We start from the raw sequence: 19,468 nt of genomic DNA, 5'->3' as shown, positions 1-19,468 counted from the left end.
GCCTGGCCGCCTACAATCGGGACATGGCCGCTCTGCTGCGCTACCTGCCGTTCATCCTGACGCTGGTGCTGCTGGTCTCTGCGATCGTCGACCTCATCCGCATCGACCCATCTCGCGTGCGGTCCCTCCCCAAAGGGCTGTGGGCCGTGATCATCATCGCGATCGCCATCATCGGGCCGATCCTGTGGTTCACCCTCGGGCGCGAGCGGCTCGAGCAGCGCAATCACGGTCGCTACCGCCCAGCGCCGAGTGCGCCGGACGACGACCCGGCGTTCCTCCAGCGTCTCGCGCAGGAGAAGGCGCGGGAAGAGCGCATCCGCGATCTCGAGAAGCGGCTGTCGGAGCTCGACGGCGACACCGACGGCGACACCCCGAAGTCCCCCCGGTGAGCGCGCCCGCCGACGCCCCGGCGAGCGTCTACGCGACCGCTCTCTTGGCGGGTCTCGTGCGCCGCGGCGTGACCGACCTGGTGGTGTGTCCCGGGTCCCGGTCGCAGGCGCTCGCACTCGCCGCAGCGCGGTTCGAGCAGGCGGGCCTTCTGACGCTGCACGTGCGCATCGACGAGCGCTCCGCGGGGTTCCTCGCGCTGGGGCTCGCCGTCGAGACGGGAGTGCCGGCGGTCGTCGTGACCACGTCGGGTACCGCCGTCGGCAACCTCCACCCGGCCGTGCTCGAAGCGGCACACGCCGGGGTGCCCCTGCTCATCGTGAGCGCTGACCGTCCGGAGGAGCTGCGTGGCGTGGGGGCGAACCAGACCACCCGCCAGGCGGGCATCTTCGGCGACGTCGCGCCGCACTCGTGGGACGTCCCGGCGCCGACCGGCGACGCCGGTGAGGAGGACGCAGCGGATGCGCTCGCGGCGGAGGTGCTCGACGGCATCCGAGGTCCGCGCCACGTGAACCTCGCGTTCCGTGAGCCGCTCTCGTCGGCGGTGCGGTTGCCCGATCTGGAGCCGGGCGAGTGGGATCCCGCGACTCCGTCGCAGGCTGAGGTGCTGGAGCTCGAACCCCGACCCGGCACGGTCGTCGTGGCGGGAGCCGACGCGGGAGAGGATGCCGAGCGCATCGCCCGCGAGCTCGGGGCACCGCTCCTCGCCGAGGTGTCGAGCGGCGCCCGCTTCGGACCACAACTGGTGCCCGCGTACCGCGAGCTGCTCGGAGCCGCCGGATTCGGCGACCGGGTCGAGCGTGTGGTCGTGTTCGGGCATCCGACCCTCAGCCGTGAGGTGCCGGCGCTCATCGAGCGGCGCGGTGTGGAGACGATCGTCGTGCGGGGGCGGGGCCTCGACGCCTACAACCCGGGACGCCGCGCGGCCCGCATCGTGGACGCGGTGGTCGTCACCGGCCAGGGCGACGAGCCCGATCCGTCGTGGGCGAGGCGATGGGTGCACGCGTCGCGTCAGCTGCTCGACGAGGACGAGGGGTCGGTCTCGTCGATCGGCACCGACTACGCGGAGCGCGCGGCCTTCGCGCGCGAGCAGCTCCAGCGGATGCGCGCGCCCGTCTCGCGCCGCCGCCTCGTCGAGGCCGTGTGGAACGCGAGCTGGCCGCACGACCGGCTCGTCGTGGGAGCCTCCCGCCTCATCCGCGAGCTCGATCGCGTCGCTCCCGGCAAGCGCATCCGCGTACACGCGAACCGCGGCCTCGCGGGCATCGACGGTACCATCGCGACCGCGACGGGCATCGGCATCGCGGCCCAGCGCGACGAGACCCGGCCCGGCATCACGCGCGTTCTGCTCGGCGATCTGGCGCTGCTGCACGACGTGGGGTCGCTGCTCGGCGGGGCCGGCGAGCCATGGCCGCGGCTGCAGCTCATCGTCGGCAACGACCATGGCGGCACGATCTTCGACGGACTCGAGGTCGCCCGATCCGCGGACCCGGCACTCGCCGACCGCGTGCTGCTCACCCCGCAGGATGTCGACCTCGCGGCCCTCGCGTCGGCGTACGGATGGGAGCACCGCCTGGTCACCGAGGTGGGGCAGCTCGACGGCGCCCTCACCCCCTCCCCGGGGCGGACGATCGTCGAGGTCGCCCTCTCGCGCTGACCTGCCACTACCGTGGCTCCATGAGTCTCGCTGATGAGTTGCGTGCGGGGCCCGGGTTCCGGCTCGTCGACGTCGACCCCGGATCCACCCCCGGGTTCTCGGGTGGCAAGCGGGAGGGCGAGGAGTCCCTCGTGGAGGGACGGCCCGAGCTCGAGCGGCGGCAGGAGTTGCTCTTCGCCAACGCCGAGCACGACCCGCGCAGCGTGCTGCTCGTACTGCAGGGCATGGACACCTCGGGAAAGGGCGGAATCGTGCGGCACGTCGTCGGCACGGTCGGCGCCCAGGGGGCCCACGTGCATGCGTTCAAGCGGCCGACTCCCGAAGAGCTGGCGCACGACTTCCTGTGGCGCGTGGAGCGAGAGCTTCCACGCCCTGGCATCATCGGGGTGTTCGACCGCTCCCACTACGAGGACGTGCTGATCGGGCGGGTGCGTGCGCTCGCCGACGCCGCCGAGATCGAGCGTCGCTACGGCGCGATCGTCGACTTTGAGCAGCGTCTCGTCGCCTCGGGCACGCTCGTCGTCAAGTGCATGCTGCACATCTCGCGCGCGGAGCAGGGCAGCAGGCTGGCCGAGCGACTGGAGCGCCCCGACAAGTACTGGAAGTTCGAGCCCGGCGACCTGGCCGAGCGGGCGCTGTGGGACGACTATCAGGATGCCTACCAGGTGGCGATCGAGCGCACCTCCACTGACGAGGCTCCGTGGTTCGTCGTGCCCGCGGACCGCAAGTGGTACTCGCGGCTCGCCGTGGCCGAGATCCTGACGGATGCGTTGCGCTCGCTCGGCCAGGACTGGCCGCCACCCGATTTCGACGTCGCCGCGCAGCAGGCGGCGCTGCGCGCGAGCGGCTGAGGCGACCCGTCAGCCGAACGCTTCGGCCACCGGGCGGAACTTGAGCGCGGTCTCGTCGAACTCGACATCCGGGTCGGACGGGGCGAGGATGCCCGCGCCGGCGAAGGCGCGTATGCCGCCCTCGGCATCCACTTCGGCCGAGCGCAGCGACACGGCCCACTTGCCGTCACCGTTCGCATCCACCCAGCCGACCGGCCCGCCGTAGCGGCCGCGATCGAGGGGCTCGAGCTCGCGGATGGTCTCGAGCGCCGCTGCCGTGGGCGTTCCTGCGACGGCCGCGGTCGGGTGCAGCGCCGCCGCCAGATCGAGAGCCGACGATCCGTCGCTCAAAGTGCCCTCGATGTTGGTCGCGAGGTGCCACAGGTTCGGCAGCTTGAGCGCGAACGGGTACTCGCTCGCGGCGACCCCCCGGCCGTCGGCCCCGCGCGCGTGCGGGCCGAGGGCGGCGAGCACGCTCTGCACCGCGTATCGGTGCTCGTCGACGTCCTTCGTGGAGGTTGCGAGGGCGACCGCCGCCGCATGGTCGCTCTCGGCGTCCGCGCCTCGCGCGATGCTGCCGGCGAGCACACGTGCCGACACCTGGCCGTGGTTGACCCGCACGAGCGTCTCGGGGCTCGAGCCGATATGGCCGTCGACCGCGAATGTCCACGTGTCGGGGTAGCCGAGGGCGAGATCGACCAGCACGCGGCGGATGTCGCCTCCGGCGGGGACGTGGCCCACGAGATCGCGGGCGAGCACGACCTTGCGCAACGGCCCCGTGCGGATGCGGGCGACGGCATCCGTGACCATCTTGCGGTAGCGCTCGCGGTCGACCGTGCCCGGCTGAAGCGAGATGCGGAACTCGGCGCCGAGCGGGATCGCCTCCGGCTCCCGGGGAGCGGACGGGGTGCCGGCGATCGAGATCTGCGTGACCCAGCTGACGCCGTCGCGCCGACCCACGATCGTCTGCGGCACGATGAGGACGCTCTCGAACTCGGACTCCGCCGAGAACGTGAAGGCGCCGAAGGCGAGCAGGCCGGTTCCCGATATCCCGACCTGGTCGACCACAGTCGCGGCCTGCGCGATCCGGCGCCACGTCTCGGCGGCCTGAGCGATGCGGTCGGGCCCGCGGAAGGTCAACCGCAGGGTCTCGCCGAGTCCGGCAACTCCCTCGCCGCGTCGCATGAACAGCAGCGGGGACACCGGATCGAGCAGCGGCAACAGGGAAGTCACCGGGTCGACCACGCGCGTGAGGGAGGTCAGCACGGGCAGCTCGCCCACGGGATCGGTCACCCCACCAGCCTAAGCCGGGCGGGGGACGGGCAGCGGGGCCCAACGGCCCGGCCCCTCGGCATACGGCCCGGATAGGATGGCCCGTGGTGAACAGGGCGGATATGGACAAAAGGCCGGAGGACGTCTCCGGCATGTTCAGCGACGTCGCGCGCGGGTACGACCGCACCAACGACATCCTCTCGGTCGGCAATTCGGTGCTCTGGCGCATTGCGACGGTCAAGGCGATCGCCCCCGAGCCGGGTGAGCGCATCCTCGACATCGCGGCCGGTACCGGCACGTCATCCGCGGCCATCGCGAAGTCCGGTGCGCGGGTCATCGCAGCCGATTTCTCGCCCGGCATGATCGCCGAAGGGCGCCGTCGCCAGCCCGACATCGAGTTCGTCGAGGCCGACGCCGAGAAGCTCCCGTTCGGCGACGAGGAGTTCGACGCCGTCACCATCAGTTTCGGGCTGCGCAACATCGCCCATCCGCTCACCGCGCTCGCCGAGATGTATCGCGTGCTGAAGCCCGGCGGGCGCCTCGTGGTGTGCGAGTTCTCGCACCCCGGCAACCCCGTCATGCGGCTCGGCTACGACGCGTGGATGAAGCTCGGCATGCCCGTCGTCGCGAAGCTCGCGAGCACCAACCCCGACGCCTACCGGTACCTCATGGAATCCATCGAGCAGTGGCCGGATCAGCAGGAGCTGAGCCGCTGGATCCGCGGCGCCGGGTTCACCCGAGTCGCCTACCGCAACCTCACGGGGGGCGTCGTCGCCCTGCACCGGGGGCGCAAGCCGGCCGATGCGGCCACCCGCGCCTCCGCCGCCCGCCGTCGCGCTCCGCGCACGACCACCTGACACCACAGATCGGCCCATCGTGACCCCGACCAACTCGCTCGCTCGACGCCGGACTCTCGGCGCCTCGCTGGGACTCGGCGACGCGCTCTTCGCCTCGGGCGAGGAACGCGGCTTCGCCCGCGCTATCGAGGCGGGACTCGAACGGGTCGAGGCGGGGCTCGCCGAGCAGCTGGCGTTCGCCGATGACATCGCGGATGCCACGAGCCGCTACCTCATGGACGCCGGCGGCAAGCGGGTGCGCCCCGTGCTCGCCCTGCTGACCGCCCAGCTCGGTGAGGGCATCACCGACGAGGTGGTGCGCGCTGCACAGGCGGTCGAGATCACCCATGTGGCCTCGCTCTACCACGACGACGTCATGGACGACGCTCAGGTCCGGCGGGGAGTGCCGAGCGCGCAGACCGTGTGGGGCAACTCGGTCGCGATCCTCACGGGCGACCTCCTGTTCGCGCGTGCCTCGAAGCTCATCGCGACGCTCGGCGAGCGCGCCCTGACTCTGCAGGCGAACGTGTTCGAACGCCTCTGCCTCGGGCAGCTGCACGAGACGGTCGGGCCCCGCCCCGACGAGGATCCGATCGAGCACTACCTGCAGGTGCTCTCGGACAAGACCGGCTCGCTCATCTCGTGCGCGGCGGTCGTGGGCGTCGTGTTCTCGCACGCCGACGAGGCCTACCAGCCGGCCGTCGAGGAGTTCGGTGAGCGGATCGGCGTCGCGTTCCAACTGATCGACGACGTCATCGATCTCTCGACGGCCATCGAGGAGACCGGCAAGCAGGCGGGAACCGATCTGCGAGCGGGCGTGCCCACGTTGCCGCTGCTCTACCTGCGCCGCGAGGCCGAGACCGATGCCGCGGCCGCAGCACTCGTGGAGCGCCTGGAAGAGGGCGCCGCCGCCGATGACCCGGCCGTGTTCGCCGCCGCGGTCGCCGAGCTACGCGACCACCCCGTCACCGCGGCCACGCTCGCGGAAGCGAACCGCTGGTCGGATGCCGCGGTTGCTGCTCTCGCACCTCTGCCGCAGGGACCGGTCAAGAAGTCCCTCACCCGTTTCGCCCAGGCGATCGTCGAGCGCTCCAGCTAGCTGCGGCTCGACGCATCGCCGCGCCCCCCGGCGCACACGAAAGGACCCACTCCCGCATGAAGCTCCGCCTCGCCATCGTGGGCGCCGGCCCCGCCGGTGTCTACGCCGCCGACATCCTGCTGAAGCACGAGCGCTCGTTCGACGTCTCGATCGACCTGTTCGAGCAGCTGCCCGCGCCGTATGGCCTCGTCCGCTACGGTGTCGCGCCCGATCACCCGCGCATCAAGGGCATCATCACGGCCCTGCGCGAAGTGCTCGACCGGGGCGACATCCGCATCTTCGGCAATGTGCTGTACGGGCGTGACATCACCCTCGACGACCTCAAGCACCACTATCACGCGGTCATCTTCGCGACCGGTGCCGTGCGCGACGCATCGCTCGACATCCCCGGGATCGACCTCCCCGGCAGCTACGGCGCCGCGGAGTTCGTGAGCTGGTACGACGGGCACCCGGACTTCCCCCGCACCTGGCCGCTCGAGGCAGAGTCGGTGGCGGTCGTCGGCAACGGAAACGTCGCGCTCGACGTAGCGCGCATCCTGGCGAAGCATCCGGAGGATCTGCTTCCCACCGAGATCCCCGCGAACGTCTACGAGGGGCTGCAGGCGTCACCGGTGACCGACGTGCACGTGTTCGGCCGCCGCGGACCGATGCAGGTGAAGTTCACCCCGCTCGAGCTGCGCGAGCTCGGCGAGCTGCGCGACGTCGACATGATCGTCTACGACGAGGACTTCGACTACGACGAGGCCTCACGCCGCGCGATCGAGTCGAACAAGCAGGTGCTGGTGATCGATCGCGTGCTCGGCCAGTGGCGTCAGCGCGAGGTGGGGGCCGCGTCGCGGCGACTGCATCTGCACTTCTATGCGAAGCCGCTCGAGGTGCTCGGCGACGAGAACGGCGTGACCGCGTTTCGGTACGAGCGCACTGAGCCGGATGGCGAGGGCGGCGTGCGCGGCACGGGAGAGATCCGCGAGGTGCCGGTGCAGGCCGTGTACCGGGCGATCGGCTACTTCGGCTCGCCGTTGCCGGGCATCCCGTTCGACAAGAAGCACGGCGTGATCCCCAACCACGAGGGCCAGGCGCTCGACAAGGACAACAACATCGTGCCGGGCGTGTACGCGACCGGATGGATCAAGCGTGGGCCCGTGGGTCTCATCGGGCACACCAAGTCGGATGCGATGGAGACCATCTCGCACCTCGTGAAGGATCAGGCGAGCTGGTGGAGCCCGGCGGAGCCCGACGAGGACGCCGTGGTGCGGCTACTCGATGAGCGAGGTGTCGAGTACACGGACCTCGAAGGTTGGCACCGCCTCGACGCCCACGAGATCGCGCTCGGCGAGCCCGAGGGTCGCGCCCGCATCAAGGTCGTCCCCCGCGACGACATGGTCCGCGTCTCCCGCCCCTGACCCGCCCCGCCCCGCCCCATCCCGCGAGATGTCCATATCTGCACATCTCGCGGGCCGAAACCCGCACTTTTCGACATCTCGCGGGGTTATTGGAGGCCGGCGGTGAGGCGCATCAGGTTGTCGAGGGTCTGGGTGCCGAATGAGCGTCTCTGCCATTCCTCGAGAGTCAGCTCGCGGCTGACGGCACGGTAGGAGTCCTCCACCTCGCGCAGCCCGGCGAGGAACGACCCGCCGTGCACCATGACCGAGATCTCGAGGTCGAGGGTGAACGAGCGCATGTCCATATTGCTCGATCCGATGATCGCGACCTCGTCGTCGAAGGTCATGTGCTTCGCGTGCAGGATCGTCGGCGCGGGGAAGAGGTAGATCTTCACCCCCGCCTTCAGCAGAGCCTCGTAGTAGCTGCGCTGCGCGTGGTACACCATGAACTGGTCGCCGATCTCGGAGACGAACAGCTCGACGTGCAACCCCGACTGCGCGGCGGTCGTCACGGCGTAGAGCATCGAGTCGTCGGGCACGAAGTAGGGGCTCACGAGCACGATGCGCCGTTGCGCGTTGTAGACGAGCGAGTTGAACAGGCGCAGGTTGTTCTCAACCGAGAACCCGGGACCGCTCGGCACCACCTGGCAGTCGATATCGCCGTCGCCCATGGTGCGCACCGGTGCGGACTCCCGCACGAGCAGTTCGTCGGTCTCGGAGTACCAGTCGGTCACGAACACGGCGTCGATCCCGGCGACAACCGGCCCCTCGAACCTCGCCCAATAGTCCTTCCAGTGCAGCCCGCGCTTGTGGTTCTTCTTGCGCTGGTACGGCGTCTCGATGACGTTGAGGGATCCGGTGAAGGCGATCTCGCCGTCGATGACCACGAGCTTGCGGTGGTTGCGCAGGTCGGGTCGCTGGAACTTCCGCTTGAACGGCTGCAGCGGCAGCATCAGGTGCCACTCGATCCCGGCCTCGGTGAGGAACTTCTTCGTCCGGCGGTATCCGGGGTACTGGAAGTTGCCGAGATGGTCGAGCAGCACCCGCACCTTCACCCCGCGGGCGCGGACCTCGGCGAGCGCTTCGAAGAACGGTCGCGTGGTCTCGTCCAGCGAGAGGATGTAGAACTCGACGTGCACGACCCGCTTCGCCTGACGGATCTCGTCGACCATGGCATCGAGCGACTCCTGGTTGTCCGACCACATCCGCGCCGTGTTGCCGCCGACGAGCGGCATCGAGCCGAGTGTGCGGTTCAGTTCGACGAGCGGTTCCAGCCACTCCGGCCAGCTCGGGTCCTTGCGCACGAGGTCGATGCCCTCGGTCGTCTCGAGGATGTACTCGTTGATCTCGCGCTGCTTCCGGCGGCGACCCTTCGGCAGCCGCGCGCTGCCGAACATCAGGAAGAACAGGATGCCGAAGTAGGGGATGAAGAAGATCGCGAGCAGCCAGGCGGTCGCCGTCTGCGGGCGGCGGTTGCGGGGCACGACGATGAGCGCCGTGATGCGCACCCCCAGGTCGATCAGCAGCAGCCCGACGAGCGTCGCGAGCGAAAGCCAGGCGATGAGCTGTTCGTCCACGGGATCAGTCTGTCGTGTCGGAGTGCGCCGCGCCATGATGGAGCGTCCGGTGGGGTCGAGCCGCCGTCGCAGGTCGGCGTTAGCATCCGAGAGTGAACCAGAATCGCTTCTTCGAGCTCATCGATCAGGCCCGCGACGGGCGCTCACCGCAGGATCCGTCCGCGGACGCGGGAGCCCTGGGCGGGGTGCTGGAAGATCTTTCGGACGACGAGCTCATCTCGTTCCGCGCCGAGTACCGGCGGCAGCTGGTGCGCCTGGGCACCTGGGACGTCTGGGCCGCCGGCTTCGTGGCGCAGGGCGGCATGGGCGACGACTCGTTCCACTATTTCCGGTCGTGGTTGATCGGCAAGGGAGCGGATGCGGTCGAGCAGGCCGCCCGTGACCCGCACGGGCTCGTCGCCTACTTCGACACCACCGAACTGGAGAACGAGGAGCTCGAATACGTGGTGCTCGACCTGCTGGAGGAGCGCGAGCTCGAGTTCTCGGACGACGGGCCCGATCCGGATGCGGAGCCGGAAGGTCAGCCGTTCGAGGAGGACGAGGCGTATTCGCGCTACCCGGCGATCGCCGCCTGGGCCGAGATGAACCTCTAGCGGAAGTTCACGAACTGCAGGGCGACATCGAGGTCCTTGCCCTTCAGCAGCGCGATGGTCGCCTGCAGGTCGTCGCGGCTCTTCGACTGCACGCGCAGCTCGTCGCCCTGGATCTGCGACTTGATCGACTTCGGCGCCTCGTCGCGGATGATCTTCGAGATCTTCTTCGCGTCGTCGGAGCTGATGCCTTCCTTCATGCGCGCCTCGATGCGGTACTCCTTGCCGGAGGCGAAGGGGTCGCCCGCGTCGAGCGAGCGCAACGAGATGCTGCGCTTGATGAGCTTCTGCTCGAACACGTCGAGCACCGCCTTCACGCGATCCTCGGAGGCCGCCTTCATGAGGATCTTCTCGCCCGAGAACTCGATCGACGCGCCCACGTTCTTGAAGTCGTAGCGCTGCGCGATCTCCTTCTGGGCCTGGCTGAGGGCGTTCTGCACCTCCATCGTGTCGACCTTGCTGACGATGTCGAAAGAGGAATCTGCCATGTGGCCATGGTAGGTCTGACTGATGCGTGCCGTCCTGCGTCCTCTCGCGATCGTCGCCGCTGTGGTGGCGGGGCTCGCGGTCGTCGTGGTCGCGATCGCGGTCTTCCTTGCGCCGCGCGCGGGAGGGGGTGGCATCTTCTCCGAACCGGAGCCGCTGCCCAGCTGGGCGCCGCCGGCCGAGCCGCCGGTTGCGGCGGATCCGCGATCCGGTCCCGGGATCACAGGGCTCGCGGATGCCGAGTGGGTGGCCGAGGTGGCGGCGGTGACGGGCATCCCCGAGGTCGCGCTCGCCGCGTACGCGGGGGCCGCGATCGCGAAGGCCCGCGAGATGCCCGAGTGCGGGCTCGGGTGGGAGACCCTCGCCGGTATCGGTGCGACCGAATCCGACCACGGGCGGCATGACGGCTCGAGTCTCGACGAGGGCGGCACGGCCGTCCCGCCGATCTTCGGCGTCGCGCTCGACGGCGAGGGCGTAGCGCTCGTGCCCGACAGCGACGACGGCGAGATCGACGGCGACCCGGACGCGGATCGCGCCGTGGGTCCCATGCAGCTAATCCCGGAGGCGTGGCGCAACTGGCACGTCGATGGTGGCGGGGACGGCGTGGAGGATCCGCAGAACGTGTTCGACGCGGCGCTCTCAGCCGCGAACTATCTCTGCCGGGCGAGCACCGCGTTCGACACGGAGGACGGCTGGCGCGCGGGCATCCGCTCGTACAACGCGCCGGAGGTGTACCTCGGCACGGTCGCGCAGTACGCGATCCGCTACACGGAGGACGCCGCGGAAGCGTTGGCGTCGCCGTCGAGCTAACCGCGGGGCGCCGCGGTGCTCGATCGCACCACGAGCTCGTGCGGCAGCTCGGTGTTGAGGCTGCGGGACGTGCGCGGGTCGGGGTGCAACTCGTCCATGAGCACCTGCACCGCCATCCGCCCCTGGAGCGCCGGGAACTGCGCGATCGTCGTGAGGCCGAAGAACCCGGCCAGCTCGTGGTCGTCGATGCCGATCACCGAGACGTCGCCGGGCACGTCGAGTCCCAGGTCGCGCGCGGCGAGGATCGCGCCGATCGCCATCTCGTCGGATGCCGCGAAGATCGCCGTCGGTCGCGCGGTGGGGTCGGCGAGCAGCTGGGTCGCGGCGCGGTGTCCGCCGGGGATCGTGAAGTCGGCGGCGTGGAACCGGCTCTCCGCCGGGTCGAGGCCGGCGGCGCGCATCGCGGTCTCGTATCCGTGGCGGCGATGGGTGGGCAGGTGGAAGTCCATCTCGAGGGCGTCACCGCCGATGTGGGCGATGGCGGTGTGCCCGAGAGAGAGCAGGTGCTCGGTGGCGATGCGGCCGAGTTGCTCATCGTCGAGGCTGAGGGTGCGCACGCCGGCGAGCGGGCCGCCGACCCCGACGATGGGCTTGTCGAGGGCGATGAGCCGCTCCACCTCGGCGGGCGTGAGCTCGAGCGAGATCGCGATGACCGCATCGACCCGCTTGCGCAGCAGGAAGTGCTCGAACACGAGCCGACGTTCGTCGGCGCTGCCGCCGAGGTTGTACAGGGTGAGGTCGTAGCCCTGCTCGAGGAGCGCCGATTCCGCCCCCTCGATCACGGCGCTGTAGAACCAGCGATTGAGGAACGGGATCACGACGCCGACGTTGCGGGTGCGGCCGGTGGCGAGGCCGGATGCGCTCGATGAGACGACGTATCCGAGCTGCGTCGCGGCTGCCTGGACTCGCTCCCGGGTGGCCGCCGAGACGGCGCCTCGGCCGGACAGTGCCCGAGAGACGGTCGCCGCGGAAACACCCGCGAGCCGTGCCACCTCGTGGATGCCGGCCACGCGTCCTCCTGCGCTGGATGTTGCCCGCAGTCTACCGAGCGTGCTTCCGCGCGGAGCGGGCTGTGGTCTCGGGGACGCTCCGGACCTTGTATTCTTGTGTGGCGCATCCGGTCGGTGACTACACCGGCCGGGCGCGCACATGGCGAGTTACCCAAGCGGCCAAAGGGATCTGACTGTAAATCAGCCGGCGTAGCCTTCGGGGGTTCGAATCCCTCACTCGCCACACGCGGAAGCCCCCGGAATCGGACTGATTCACGGGGGCTTCGTCGTTTCGTGGGGCGCGGAGGTCTACGCCTCGACGAGCTCTGCGGCCGATCCCGTGGGATCGAATACCACGAATGTATCAATATTGACGCAACCGTCTCAAATTTGAGACAATACCGCCATGCTCCTCACCGCACCGGGCGCCGACCTCCTAGGGTCAACTGAGGCCGCGATCCTGCGCACACTGGCACGCCTCGCCGACCCGACCAGCGGGAGGCAGATTGCCAAGCTGTCTGGCGGCGCGAGCCCCTCGTCGACCCACCGGTACCTCCGTCGGCTCGGAGAGATCGGCCTCGTGACGGCGACCGAGACCTCACATGCCACGTTGTTCGGGCTGAACCGTCGCCACGTCTACTGGGGGCCCCTCGAAAGTCTGCTGGCCTCACGCGTCGCCTTCGAGAAGGAGATCGTCGACGTCGCTCGGGACGAGTTCGACGAATCTGTGCGGGTCGCGGTGTTCGGCTCGGTCGCGACATCGACCGCGGGCCCCGACAGCGACCTTGACGTGCTTCTGGTTCTTGATGACTCCGTTCGCATCGACGATCGGCTGCGCGGCGCGTCAGCCATCGCGGACCGGATCGAGGAGATCACGGGCAACGAGGGGCAAGTGATTGACGTCACCGAAACCGAGCTTCGTGATCTCGCCGCTCGCGGGTCGGCGTTGGTGCAGGAGTGGGAGGAGCACGCACGCCCCATCGATGGTCTCGGGCCGATTCCGGTGCTCCGGTCGCTGCCATGAATCCCAGGGACGCATCGCTCGCTGAGATGTCGATCGGAGAGGCCTACGCTCCTGCCCCCACGAGCCGCGCGACGTACGGCGTCGCCGGCGCGGCGCGGAGTTCGGCGAGCGTCGCCGCCTGCGTGACCCGTCCGCCTTCGAGCACGAGCGCGCGACCCGCGAGTGCCTCGGCGTCGGCGAGGTCGTGCGTCACCAGGACCGTCGGGCCGTCGAATCCCCGCAGGTGCTCGGCGAGCTCCGCGCGGGCGTCGGCGCGGGCCTCCACGTCGAGCGCCGACATCGGCTCGTCGAGCAGGAGCGCATCCGGCTCGGATGCGAGCGCACGCGCGAGCGCCACTCGCTGCGCCTGACCACCGGAGAGCTCCCGGGGACGGGCGTCCGCCAGCGCCTCGAGCGAGAAGCGCTCGATCCATTCCTGGGCGCGCATGCGCCCCCGCCGCCGGCTGCGCGAGCCGACCCAGGCCGCGAACGCCACATTGTCGCGCACCGAGAGGTGCGGGAACAGCTGCAGATCCTGGAACACCACACCCACCCGCCTCCGCGCCGGGTCGACATGTACTCGGGCCGCCGTATCGTCCAGCACCCGGCCTCCGAGCACCACGCGCCCGGGGGTGGGGGCGAGCAGACCCGAGAGCACGGCGATCGCGGTCGACTTCCCGGCCCCGTTCGGCCCCAGGAGGGCGACGGTCTCACCGCGCGCCACCTCAACGGCGAGCTCCAGTCGGAAGCCGGGCCGCTCGAGCGTCAGCCTCGCCTCGAGCCCGTTCATCGCGTGATCCCCGGCGCCCAGCGATCGCGCAGCACCAGCAGCACCAGCACGGAAACCGCGAGGAGCACGACGGCGAGGGCCATCGCATCCCCCGGCTCCGATTGCAAGGCCAGATAGCTCGCGATCGGCAGCGTGCGGGTGACGCCCGGCAGCGAGCCGGCGAAGGTGATCGTCGCGCCGAACTCGCCGAGCGCGCGAGTGAAGCAGAGGATCGCGCCCGCCGCGATCGCCGGGCCCACCGTCGGCACGGTCACGAGCGCGAAGGTCTGCATCCGGCTCGCTCCGAGCGTCGCCGCCGCCTGCTCGATGCGCCGATCGAGTCCGCGCAGCGCGCCCTCCACCGCGAACACGAGGAACGGCAGAGCCACGAAGGTCTGGGCGATGACGACCGCGGGGGTCGTGAACGGGAGGCCGACGCCGAGCGCCGCCAGTGCGGGCCCCAGCACGCCGCTCCGCCCGAAGAGCATGAGCAGGGCGATCCCGCCGATGACCGGTGGCAGCACGAGCGGGACGGTCACGGCCGTGCGCAGCAGGCGGCGCGGCAGGGTGCGCCAGGTGTCGGCGTGCGCGAGCACGACCGCGAGCGGCACGCCCAGCACCACGCACACGAGAGTCGAGATCGAGGCGGTGAGGAACGACAGTCCGAGGGCCTCGAGCACGGGGCCGCTCGCGAGGAGCCCCGGCAGCTCGGGCCACGGCACACGCACGAGGAGCGCAACAAGCGGCAGCACGAGCACGCCGACGCCGATCGCGGCGACCGCCACGAGCAGCGCGCTGGGACGCGGCCGCCGGTCAGGGCTCGCCGAAGCCAGCATCCGCCAGCACCTCCCGCCCCATTTCACCCGTCACGAACGCGATCCAAGCCGCCGCGCCGCGCGGGTTCGGGCCGCCGTCGACGGCGGTGATGAGGTAGCGGTTCCGCACCTCGTCCGCCCCGTCGATCGCGAGCTCCTCTACCTCGCCACCGGCGGCGCGACCGTCGGTCACGTAGACGAGTCCCGCATCCGCCTCATCGAGCGTCACCTTGGTGAGCACGGCCTTCACGTCCTGTTCGAGCGTGTCGGGCGCCGCCGCCACCCCCGCGAGGTCGAGCAACCTGACCGCCGCCGCCCCGCACGGCACCGCCGGATCGCACAGCGCCACCACGAGTTCGTCGCGCGCGAGATCGTCGATCCCGTTCACATCCCCCGGGTTGCCCACCGGCACCACGAGCTCGAGCGTGTTGCTCGCGAACGGAGTGGGATCGGCGGCGAGCCCCGCCTCGTCGACCGTCGACATGGTCGCCTCATCGGCGGATGCGAACACATCCGCGGGCGCACCCGCGACGATCTGCTGGGCGAGCCCCGAGCTGCCCCCATACGAGAGCATGATGTGCGACCCCGGATGGCTGCGCTCGAACTCCGCGGCGAGCGCGTCGAAGCTCTCGGTCAGGGACGCCGCGGCGAGCACCGTGATCGTGCCGAGCCCCTCCTGATCCGCATCCGGAGTCGCTCCGCCGCATGCGCTCAGGAGCGCGCTCGCCCCGATCGCCATCGCGGCGACGCGCAGCAACCGCTTCACGCTCCGCCGCCCGGCAGCTGCACGCTCACGCTCGTGGCCTTCACGACCGCGGAGGCGAGCATGCCCGGCTCGAGAGCCAGCTCGTCGGCCGCCTCCCGGGTCATGAGCGACACCACCCGGAACGGCCCCGCCTGGATGTCGACCTGCGCCATGACGCCGTCGCGCTGCACGCGCGTGATGAGCCCGGTGAAGCGGTTGCGCGACGACATCGCCGTGCCCGGGAACTCCGCACCCCGTCGCGCCTCCGCGGCCAGCTCCTCCGCGAGCTGGGCCAGCTCTATGCCGTCGATCGTCTGCCGACCCCCGGGAGGCGTCGTGATCGAGAGCCGCCCGGCCTCTGCCCACCGCCGCACCGTGTCGTCGCTCACCCCGAGAAGGCTCGCCGCCTCACGCACGCTGAACCCGCTCATCGCCGCATCCGCGTTCTCATGGCGCGATGCTAGCCGCATCTGCGGCCTTCTCGACAGGTGGAACAATCTGAGAATGGATCTGGCGACCTCGCCCCGCTACGCCCGCCAGCGCATCCTGCCCGGCTTCGGCACCGAGGGCCAACGGCGTCTCGCGGATGCCCGGGTGGTCGTGATCGGCGCGGGCGGGCTCGGCAGCGCCGTGCTGCCCGCGCTCGCAGCTGCCGGTGTCGGCACCCTCGTCGTGGTCGACCCCGACGTCGTCGACGAGACGAACCTGCACCGCCAGACCCTGCACGGTCCGGGCGACGTCGGTCGCGCGAAGGTCGAGTCCGCTGCCGAGCGTCTCGCCGAGATCGCGCCCGAGCTACGCGTCGTGCAGGTGGCACTGGTGTTCGACGCGCGATCAGCAGCGGAGATCGTGGCGGGTGCCGACGTGCTCGTGGATGCCTCCGACAACGCCGCCGCCCGCTTCGCCGCCGACGACGCGGCCACCGCCGCGGGCATCCCCCTCGTGTGGGGATCCGCGCTGCGCTTCTCGGGCCAGGCGGGGGTCGTGTGGGGCGCGCACGGCGTGGACTACCGCGACCTCTTCCCCGAGCCGACGGACGATCCGGACACCTGCGAGGTTGCGGGCGTGCTGCCCACGGTGTGCACCACCATCGGCGGTCTCATGGCCACCGAGGTGCTGAAGCTCCTGACCGGCGTCGGCACACCGCTCGTCGGATCGGTGATCGATGTCGATGCGCTGACCGGCGCGATGCGACGGCTCGACTTCGCCCGTGATCCGGATCGTGACACGAGCGGGCCGCCGACGCGCCCTGCCGCCCCGCAAGCTGCCCCGCAGGCCGCGACGCCCGCGCCAGACGCGGATGCGGGCATCGAGCCGGACGAGCTCGCCGCAGTGCTGCGATCCGACACCCCGCCCCTCCTGCTCGACGTGCGCGAACCGTGGGAGGTCGAGGCGGCAGCGCTGCCCGGCGCCACGGTGATCCCCCTCGGCGAGCTGCCGGCTCGGATCGCCGAACTCGACCCCGGGCTCCCCACGGTCGTGTACTGCCACCACGGGGTGCGCTCGGCTCGTGCGCTCGACCTGTTGCGGCAGGCGGGCTTCGCCGACGCGCGGCACCTGCGCGGGGGGATCGACTCCTGGAGCCGGGCGGTCGACCCGTCCGTGCCGCGATACTGAACTCCATGCAGCGGATCCCCGTCGAGGACTACGCGGCGCGGATCGCGGCGCTCGTGGAGCCGGTGCTGCGGCGCCCCAGCGAGACGGTCGCGCTCGATCACGCGCTCGACCGGGTTCTCGCAGCGGATGTGCGCACTCCGATCGATCTGCCGCCCTTCCGCAACTCGCAGATGGACGGCTACGCCGTCCGCGCCGCCGACCTCGCCGATGCGCCCGCGGAGCTCGCGGTCGCGGGCGCGGTACCTGCCGGAGTCGCCGCGCCGTCGCTGCCCGCCGGGGTCGCGATGAAGGTGATGACCGGTGCCCCGCTGCCCGACGGGGCCGACGCCGTCGTGCCGGTGGAGGCCGTGGAGCAGACGGACGGGCGCGTGCGGTTCGCTGCCTCCGTGCCGCTCGGGGCATATGTGCGGGAGGCGGGCAGCGACTTGCCGAGCGGTGGCCTGCTGCTCAGCGCGGGCGTCCTTCTCCAGGCGCGGCATCTCGGCGCGCTCGCGGCGGCCGGGGTGCGCGACGTGCCTGTGCGCGAACGCATCCGTGTGGCCGTCATCAGCACGGGACGCGAGCTCGTCGAGCCGGGGGAGTCGCTCGCCGACGGCCAGATCCCCGACGCGAACGGTGTCGCGCTCGCCGCGGCTGTGCGTGCGGACGGCGCACAGCTCGTGGCGGTCGAGCGGGTCGGCGATGACCCCCGCGCCCTGCAGGATGCGGTCGCGCGAGTCCGCGAGGCGGGCGCCGAGCTCGTGGTCACGAGTGGTGGCATCTCGATGGGTGACTACGAGCCGGTGCGTGCGCTGCTGGAGACCGTGGGCGGCACGGTCGGCACCGTCGAGATGCAGCCGGGCGGTCCGCAAGCGCACGGCGCGGTCGACGGGATGCCCGTGGTCGCCTTCCCCGGCAACCCCGTGAGCGCCCAGATCAGCTTCGCGCTCTTCCTCTCCCCGGCGCTGCGAGAGGCGGCGGCGCTTCCGCCGCGGGTCCGCGACACGGCACGACTGTCGGCGCCGATCTCGGTGCCCCCGGGTCGGCGCCGGTTCCTCCGCGCCCGCCGCACCGACGAGGGAGTCGAGCCGGTCGGCGGGGTCGGCTCGCACCTCGCGGCCGCGCTGGCGGCGGCCGACGTGCTCCTCGACATCCCCGCGACGGTCGGCGACCTGCCCGCGGGTGCGCGGGTGGATACCGTGGCCCTATGAGCGAGCTCACCCACCTCGACGACGACGGTCGCGCCCGCATGATCGACGTGGGGGCGAAGGCCGTCACGCGTCGCGTCGCCCGCGCCGCCGGCGAGATCGTCACCACACCCGAGGTGATCGGACTCATCCGCGGCGACGGACTGCCGAAGGCCGACGTTCTCGTCACCGCTCGGCTCGCGGGCATCGCCGGCGCGAAGCGCACGAGCGAACTCATCCCGCTCGCCCACCTGCTGCCGCTCGACCAGGTCACGGTCGACTTCGAGCTCGCCGATGATCGGGTGCTCATCGAGGCGTCGGCGACGGTGACCGCGCGCACGGGAGTCGAGATGGAGGCGCTGACGGCGGTCGCGATCGCCGGTCTCACGCTCCACGACATGATCAAGGCCGTCGATCCGGCGGCGGTGCTCGGCTGGATCCGGTTGCTCGAGAAGTCGGGCGGTCGGCACGGTCACTGGGAGCGGGAGGGTGGCTCGACGTCCCCGCATGCGGATGCACACGCCCACCCCCACGCCGCCGACGCACCTCCCCGCTCGGCCGCCGTGATCGTCGCATCCACCTCCGCTGCCGCCGGGACGCGCGCCGACACCACGGGCCCCGCGCTCGTCACATGGCTCGGCGGCCTCGGCTACCGCGTCGACGCGCCGCTCGTCGTGGCCGACGCCGAGATCGAGGGCGCATTGCGTACGGCCCTCGCCGACGCTCCCGACCTCGTGGTCACGACCGGCGGTACGGGCGTGCACCCCGACGACCGAACCCCCGAGGCGACCCGCGCCGTACTCGACCGCGAGCTGCCGGGCATCGCCGAGGCGATCCGTGCGGCGGGCCGGGCGACCGCTCCGGGCGCAGCTCTCAGCCGGGCGCTCGCGGGCATCGCGGGGAGCAGCATCGTCGTGAACCTGCCCGGATCACCCGGCGCCGTGCGTGATGGCATCGCCGCGCTGGAGCCGCTGCTCGCGCATCTGCACCACCAGCTCGCCGGAGGCGGCCATGACTGAGTCGCGTGTGTTCGCCCGGGTCAGCGACGATCCGCCGGATCGCGCGGCACTCGAGGCGTTCGTCACGACGGATGCCGATGGCGCGGTGGTCGTGTTCGAGGGTGTCGTGCGCAATCACGACCACGGCGCATCCGTGCGCGGTCTCGACTACCGTGCGCATCCGGATGCCGAGCGCTTCCTCGCCCAGACGTGCGCGGAGGTCTCGGCCGACACCGGCCTGCGGGTGGCCGCCTGGCATCGTGTCGGCGAGCTCGCCGTGGGCGATGTCGCCCTCGTCGCCGTCGTCGCCGCGCCCCACCGCGCCGAGGCCTTCGCGGCCTGCGGACGGCTCGTCGACCGCATCAAGGAGTCGACGCCGATCTGGAAGCGCCAGCACCTGGCCGAGGGCACGAGCGAATGGCTGGGCCTGTAGCGGCCCC

General features: G+C 71.0%; 21 protein-coding genes and 1 tRNA gene. 14 read left to right on the top strand and 8 right to left on the bottom strand.

Annotation, left to right across the window (positions count from 1 at the left end):
- Positions 1–23 precede the first annotated feature (23 nt).
- The 3 genes from FVQ89_RS01125 to FVQ89_RS01115 are packed head-to-tail and all read left to right on the top strand — an operon-like array spanning position 24 to position 2,895.
- The gene (locus FVQ89_RS01125) at positions 24–389 is read left to right on the top strand and encodes a PLDc N-terminal domain-containing protein (RefSeq protein WP_147900096.1); all 366 of its coding nucleotides are present in this window, start codon (positions 24–26) and stop codon (positions 387–389) included.
- Positions 386–2,044, top strand: a complete 1,659-nt coding sequence (menD, locus tag FVQ89_RS01120) for a 2-succinyl-5-enolpyruvyl-6-hydroxy-3-cyclohexene-1-carboxylic-acid synthase (RefSeq protein WP_147900095.1) — start codon at positions 386–388, stop codon at positions 2,042–2,044. Before FVQ89_RS01125 ends, menD begins: the two co-directional genes overlap by 4 nt.
- A gap of 20 nt (positions 2,045–2,064) precedes the next feature.
- Positions 2,065–2,895, top strand: a complete 831-nt coding sequence (locus FVQ89_RS01115; protein ID WP_147900094.1) for a PPK2 family polyphosphate kinase — start codon at positions 2,065–2,067, stop codon at positions 2,893–2,895.
- 9 nt (positions 2,896–2,904) lie between these two features.
- Here the strand turns inward: FVQ89_RS01115 and FVQ89_RS01110 are convergent, their stop codons facing one another.
- Positions 2,905–4,167: an isochorismate synthase MenF gene (locus FVQ89_RS01110; RefSeq protein WP_255513335.1), complete on the bottom strand. Its 1,263-nt coding sequence runs from the start codon at positions 4,165–4,167 to the stop codon at positions 2,905–2,907.
- Positions 4,168–4,253: 86 nt separating this feature from the next.
- On the opposite strand from FVQ89_RS01110, the gene FVQ89_RS01105 reads away from it, so the two are divergent.
- The 3 genes from FVQ89_RS01105 to FVQ89_RS01095 are packed head-to-tail and all read left to right on the top strand — an operon-like array spanning position 4,254 to position 7,484.
- The gene (locus FVQ89_RS01105; RefSeq protein WP_255513334.1) at positions 4,254–5,003 is read left to right on the top strand and encodes a class I SAM-dependent methyltransferase; all 750 of its coding nucleotides are present in this window, start codon (positions 4,254–4,256) and stop codon (positions 5,001–5,003) included.
- Between the two features lie 19 nt (positions 5,004–5,022).
- Complete coding sequence (locus FVQ89_RS01100; protein WP_255513333.1) at positions 5,023–6,081, top strand: polyprenyl synthetase family protein; 1,059 nt, start codon at positions 5,023–5,025, stop codon at positions 6,079–6,081.
- 56 nt (positions 6,082–6,137) lie between these two features.
- Positions 6,138–7,484 (top strand): FAD-dependent oxidoreductase, encoded by a 1,347-nt coding sequence (locus FVQ89_RS01095; protein WP_147900092.1) that lies wholly within the window; start codon positions 6,138–6,140, stop codon positions 7,482–7,484.
- Positions 7,485–7,570: 86 nt separating this feature from the next.
- Here the strand turns inward: FVQ89_RS01095 and cls are convergent, their stop codons facing one another.
- Positions 7,571–9,040 carry a cardiolipin synthase gene (gene cls, locus FVQ89_RS01090; protein ID WP_255513332.1) on the bottom strand — a complete coding sequence of 490 codons (1,470 nt, stop codon included), beginning with the start codon at positions 9,038–9,040 and terminating at the stop codon, positions 7,571–7,573.
- Positions 9,041–9,132: 92 nt separating this feature from the next.
- Here cls and FVQ89_RS01085 point away from each other — a divergent pair, with 92 nt between their 5' ends.
- A complete protein-coding gene (locus tag FVQ89_RS01085; protein WP_147900090.1) occupies positions 9,133–9,633 on the top strand; it encodes a DUF4240 domain-containing protein in 501 nt (166 codons plus the stop codon).
- On the opposite strand, the gene FVQ89_RS01080 is transcribed toward FVQ89_RS01085, so the two are convergent.
- Positions 9,630–10,118 carry a YajQ family cyclic di-GMP-binding protein gene (locus tag FVQ89_RS01080; protein ID WP_147900089.1) on the bottom strand — a complete coding sequence of 163 codons (489 nt, stop codon included), beginning with the start codon at positions 10,116–10,118 and terminating at the stop codon, positions 9,630–9,632. The two genes, FVQ89_RS01085 and FVQ89_RS01080, sit on opposite strands and share 4 nt — an antisense overlap.
- 22 nt (positions 10,119–10,140) lie before the next feature.
- Between FVQ89_RS01080 and FVQ89_RS01075 the strand changes: the two genes are divergently transcribed.
- Positions 10,141–10,926, top strand: a complete 786-nt coding sequence (locus FVQ89_RS01075) for a lytic transglycosylase domain-containing protein (RefSeq protein ID WP_147900088.1) — start codon at positions 10,141–10,143, stop codon at positions 10,924–10,926.
- Here the strand turns inward: FVQ89_RS01075 and FVQ89_RS01070 are convergent.
- Complete coding sequence (locus FVQ89_RS01070) at positions 10,923–11,936, bottom strand: LacI family DNA-binding transcriptional regulator (protein WP_147900087.1); 1,014 nt, start codon at positions 11,934–11,936, stop codon at positions 10,923–10,925. The two genes, FVQ89_RS01075 and FVQ89_RS01070, sit on opposite strands and share 4 nt — an antisense overlap.
- A gap of 141 nt (positions 11,937–12,077) precedes the next feature.
- Between FVQ89_RS01070 and FVQ89_RS01065 the strand changes: the two genes are divergently transcribed.
- Together FVQ89_RS01065 and FVQ89_RS01060 are read left to right on the top strand one after the other, a co-directional pair.
- Positions 12,078–12,159 (top strand) — tRNA-Tyr (locus FVQ89_RS01065).
- A gap of 162 nt (positions 12,160–12,321) precedes the next feature.
- Entirely contained in the window at positions 12,322–12,939 is a 618-nt protein-coding gene (locus tag FVQ89_RS01060) for a nucleotidyltransferase domain-containing protein (RefSeq protein WP_147900086.1), read from the top strand.
- A 43-nt stretch (positions 12,940–12,982) separates the two neighbouring features.
- Here FVQ89_RS01060 and FVQ89_RS01055 read toward each other — a convergent pair whose 3' ends face one another.
- Genes FVQ89_RS01055 through FVQ89_RS01040 form a run of 4 tightly spaced genes read right to left on the bottom strand, consistent with a single transcriptional unit; the run spans position 12,983 to position 15,678 of the window.
- Positions 12,983–13,708 (bottom strand): sulfate/molybdate ABC transporter ATP-binding protein, encoded by a 726-nt coding sequence (locus FVQ89_RS01055; RefSeq protein ID WP_147900085.1) that lies wholly within the window; start codon positions 13,706–13,708, stop codon positions 12,983–12,985.
- Positions 13,705–14,523 (bottom strand): ABC transporter permease, encoded by an 819-nt coding sequence (locus FVQ89_RS01050; RefSeq protein WP_147900084.1) that lies wholly within the window; start codon positions 14,521–14,523, stop codon positions 13,705–13,707. The genes FVQ89_RS01055 and FVQ89_RS01050 overlap by 4 nt, the downstream gene beginning before the upstream one ends.
- A complete protein-coding gene (gene modA, locus FVQ89_RS01045) occupies positions 14,501–15,268 on the bottom strand; it encodes a molybdate ABC transporter substrate-binding protein (protein ID WP_255513331.1) in 768 nt (255 codons plus the stop codon). Before modA ends, FVQ89_RS01050 begins: the two co-directional genes overlap by 23 nt.
- Positions 15,265–15,678: a molybdopterin-binding protein gene (locus tag FVQ89_RS01040; RefSeq protein WP_147900083.1), complete on the bottom strand. Its 414-nt coding sequence runs from the start codon at positions 15,676–15,678 to the stop codon at positions 15,265–15,267. The genes modA and FVQ89_RS01040 overlap by 4 nt, the downstream gene beginning before the upstream one ends.
- Before the next feature lie 73 nt (positions 15,679–15,751).
- Between FVQ89_RS01040 and FVQ89_RS01035 the strand changes: the two genes are divergently transcribed.
- Genes FVQ89_RS01035 through FVQ89_RS01020 form a run of 4 tightly spaced genes read left to right on the top strand, consistent with a single transcriptional unit; the run spans position 15,752 to position 19,461 of the window.
- Positions 15,752–16,864, top strand: coding sequence for a ThiF family adenylyltransferase (locus FVQ89_RS01035; protein WP_147900082.1), 1,113 nt, complete (start codon positions 15,752–15,754; stop codon positions 16,862–16,864).
- 5 nt (positions 16,865–16,869) lie between these two features.
- Entirely contained in the window at positions 16,870–18,054 is a 1,185-nt protein-coding gene (glp, locus tag FVQ89_RS01030; RefSeq protein WP_147900081.1) for a gephyrin-like molybdotransferase Glp, read from the top strand.
- Positions 18,051–19,049 carry a bifunctional molybdenum cofactor biosynthesis protein MoaC/MoaB gene (gene moaCB / locus FVQ89_RS01025; RefSeq protein ID WP_147900080.1) on the top strand — a complete coding sequence of 333 codons (999 nt, stop codon included), beginning with the start codon at positions 18,051–18,053 and terminating at the stop codon, positions 19,047–19,049. Before glp ends, moaCB begins: the two co-directional genes overlap by 4 nt.
- Positions 19,042–19,461 carry a molybdenum cofactor biosynthesis protein MoaE gene (locus tag FVQ89_RS01020; RefSeq protein ID WP_147900079.1) on the top strand — a complete coding sequence of 140 codons (420 nt, stop codon included), beginning with the start codon at positions 19,042–19,044 and terminating at the stop codon, positions 19,459–19,461. The genes moaCB and FVQ89_RS01020 overlap by 8 nt, the downstream gene beginning before the upstream one ends.
- The last annotated feature ends 7 nt before the right edge of the window (positions 19,462–19,468 follow it).

Origin of the sequence: Homoserinibacter sp. GY 40078, from assembly GCF_008017545.1 — a bacterium.
GTDB lineage: Bacteria > Actinomycetota > Actinomycetes > Actinomycetales > Microbacteriaceae > Homoserinibacter.
Note: the sequence above shows the minus strand (reverse complement) of the source record. Positions and strands in the feature narration are given on the sequence as shown.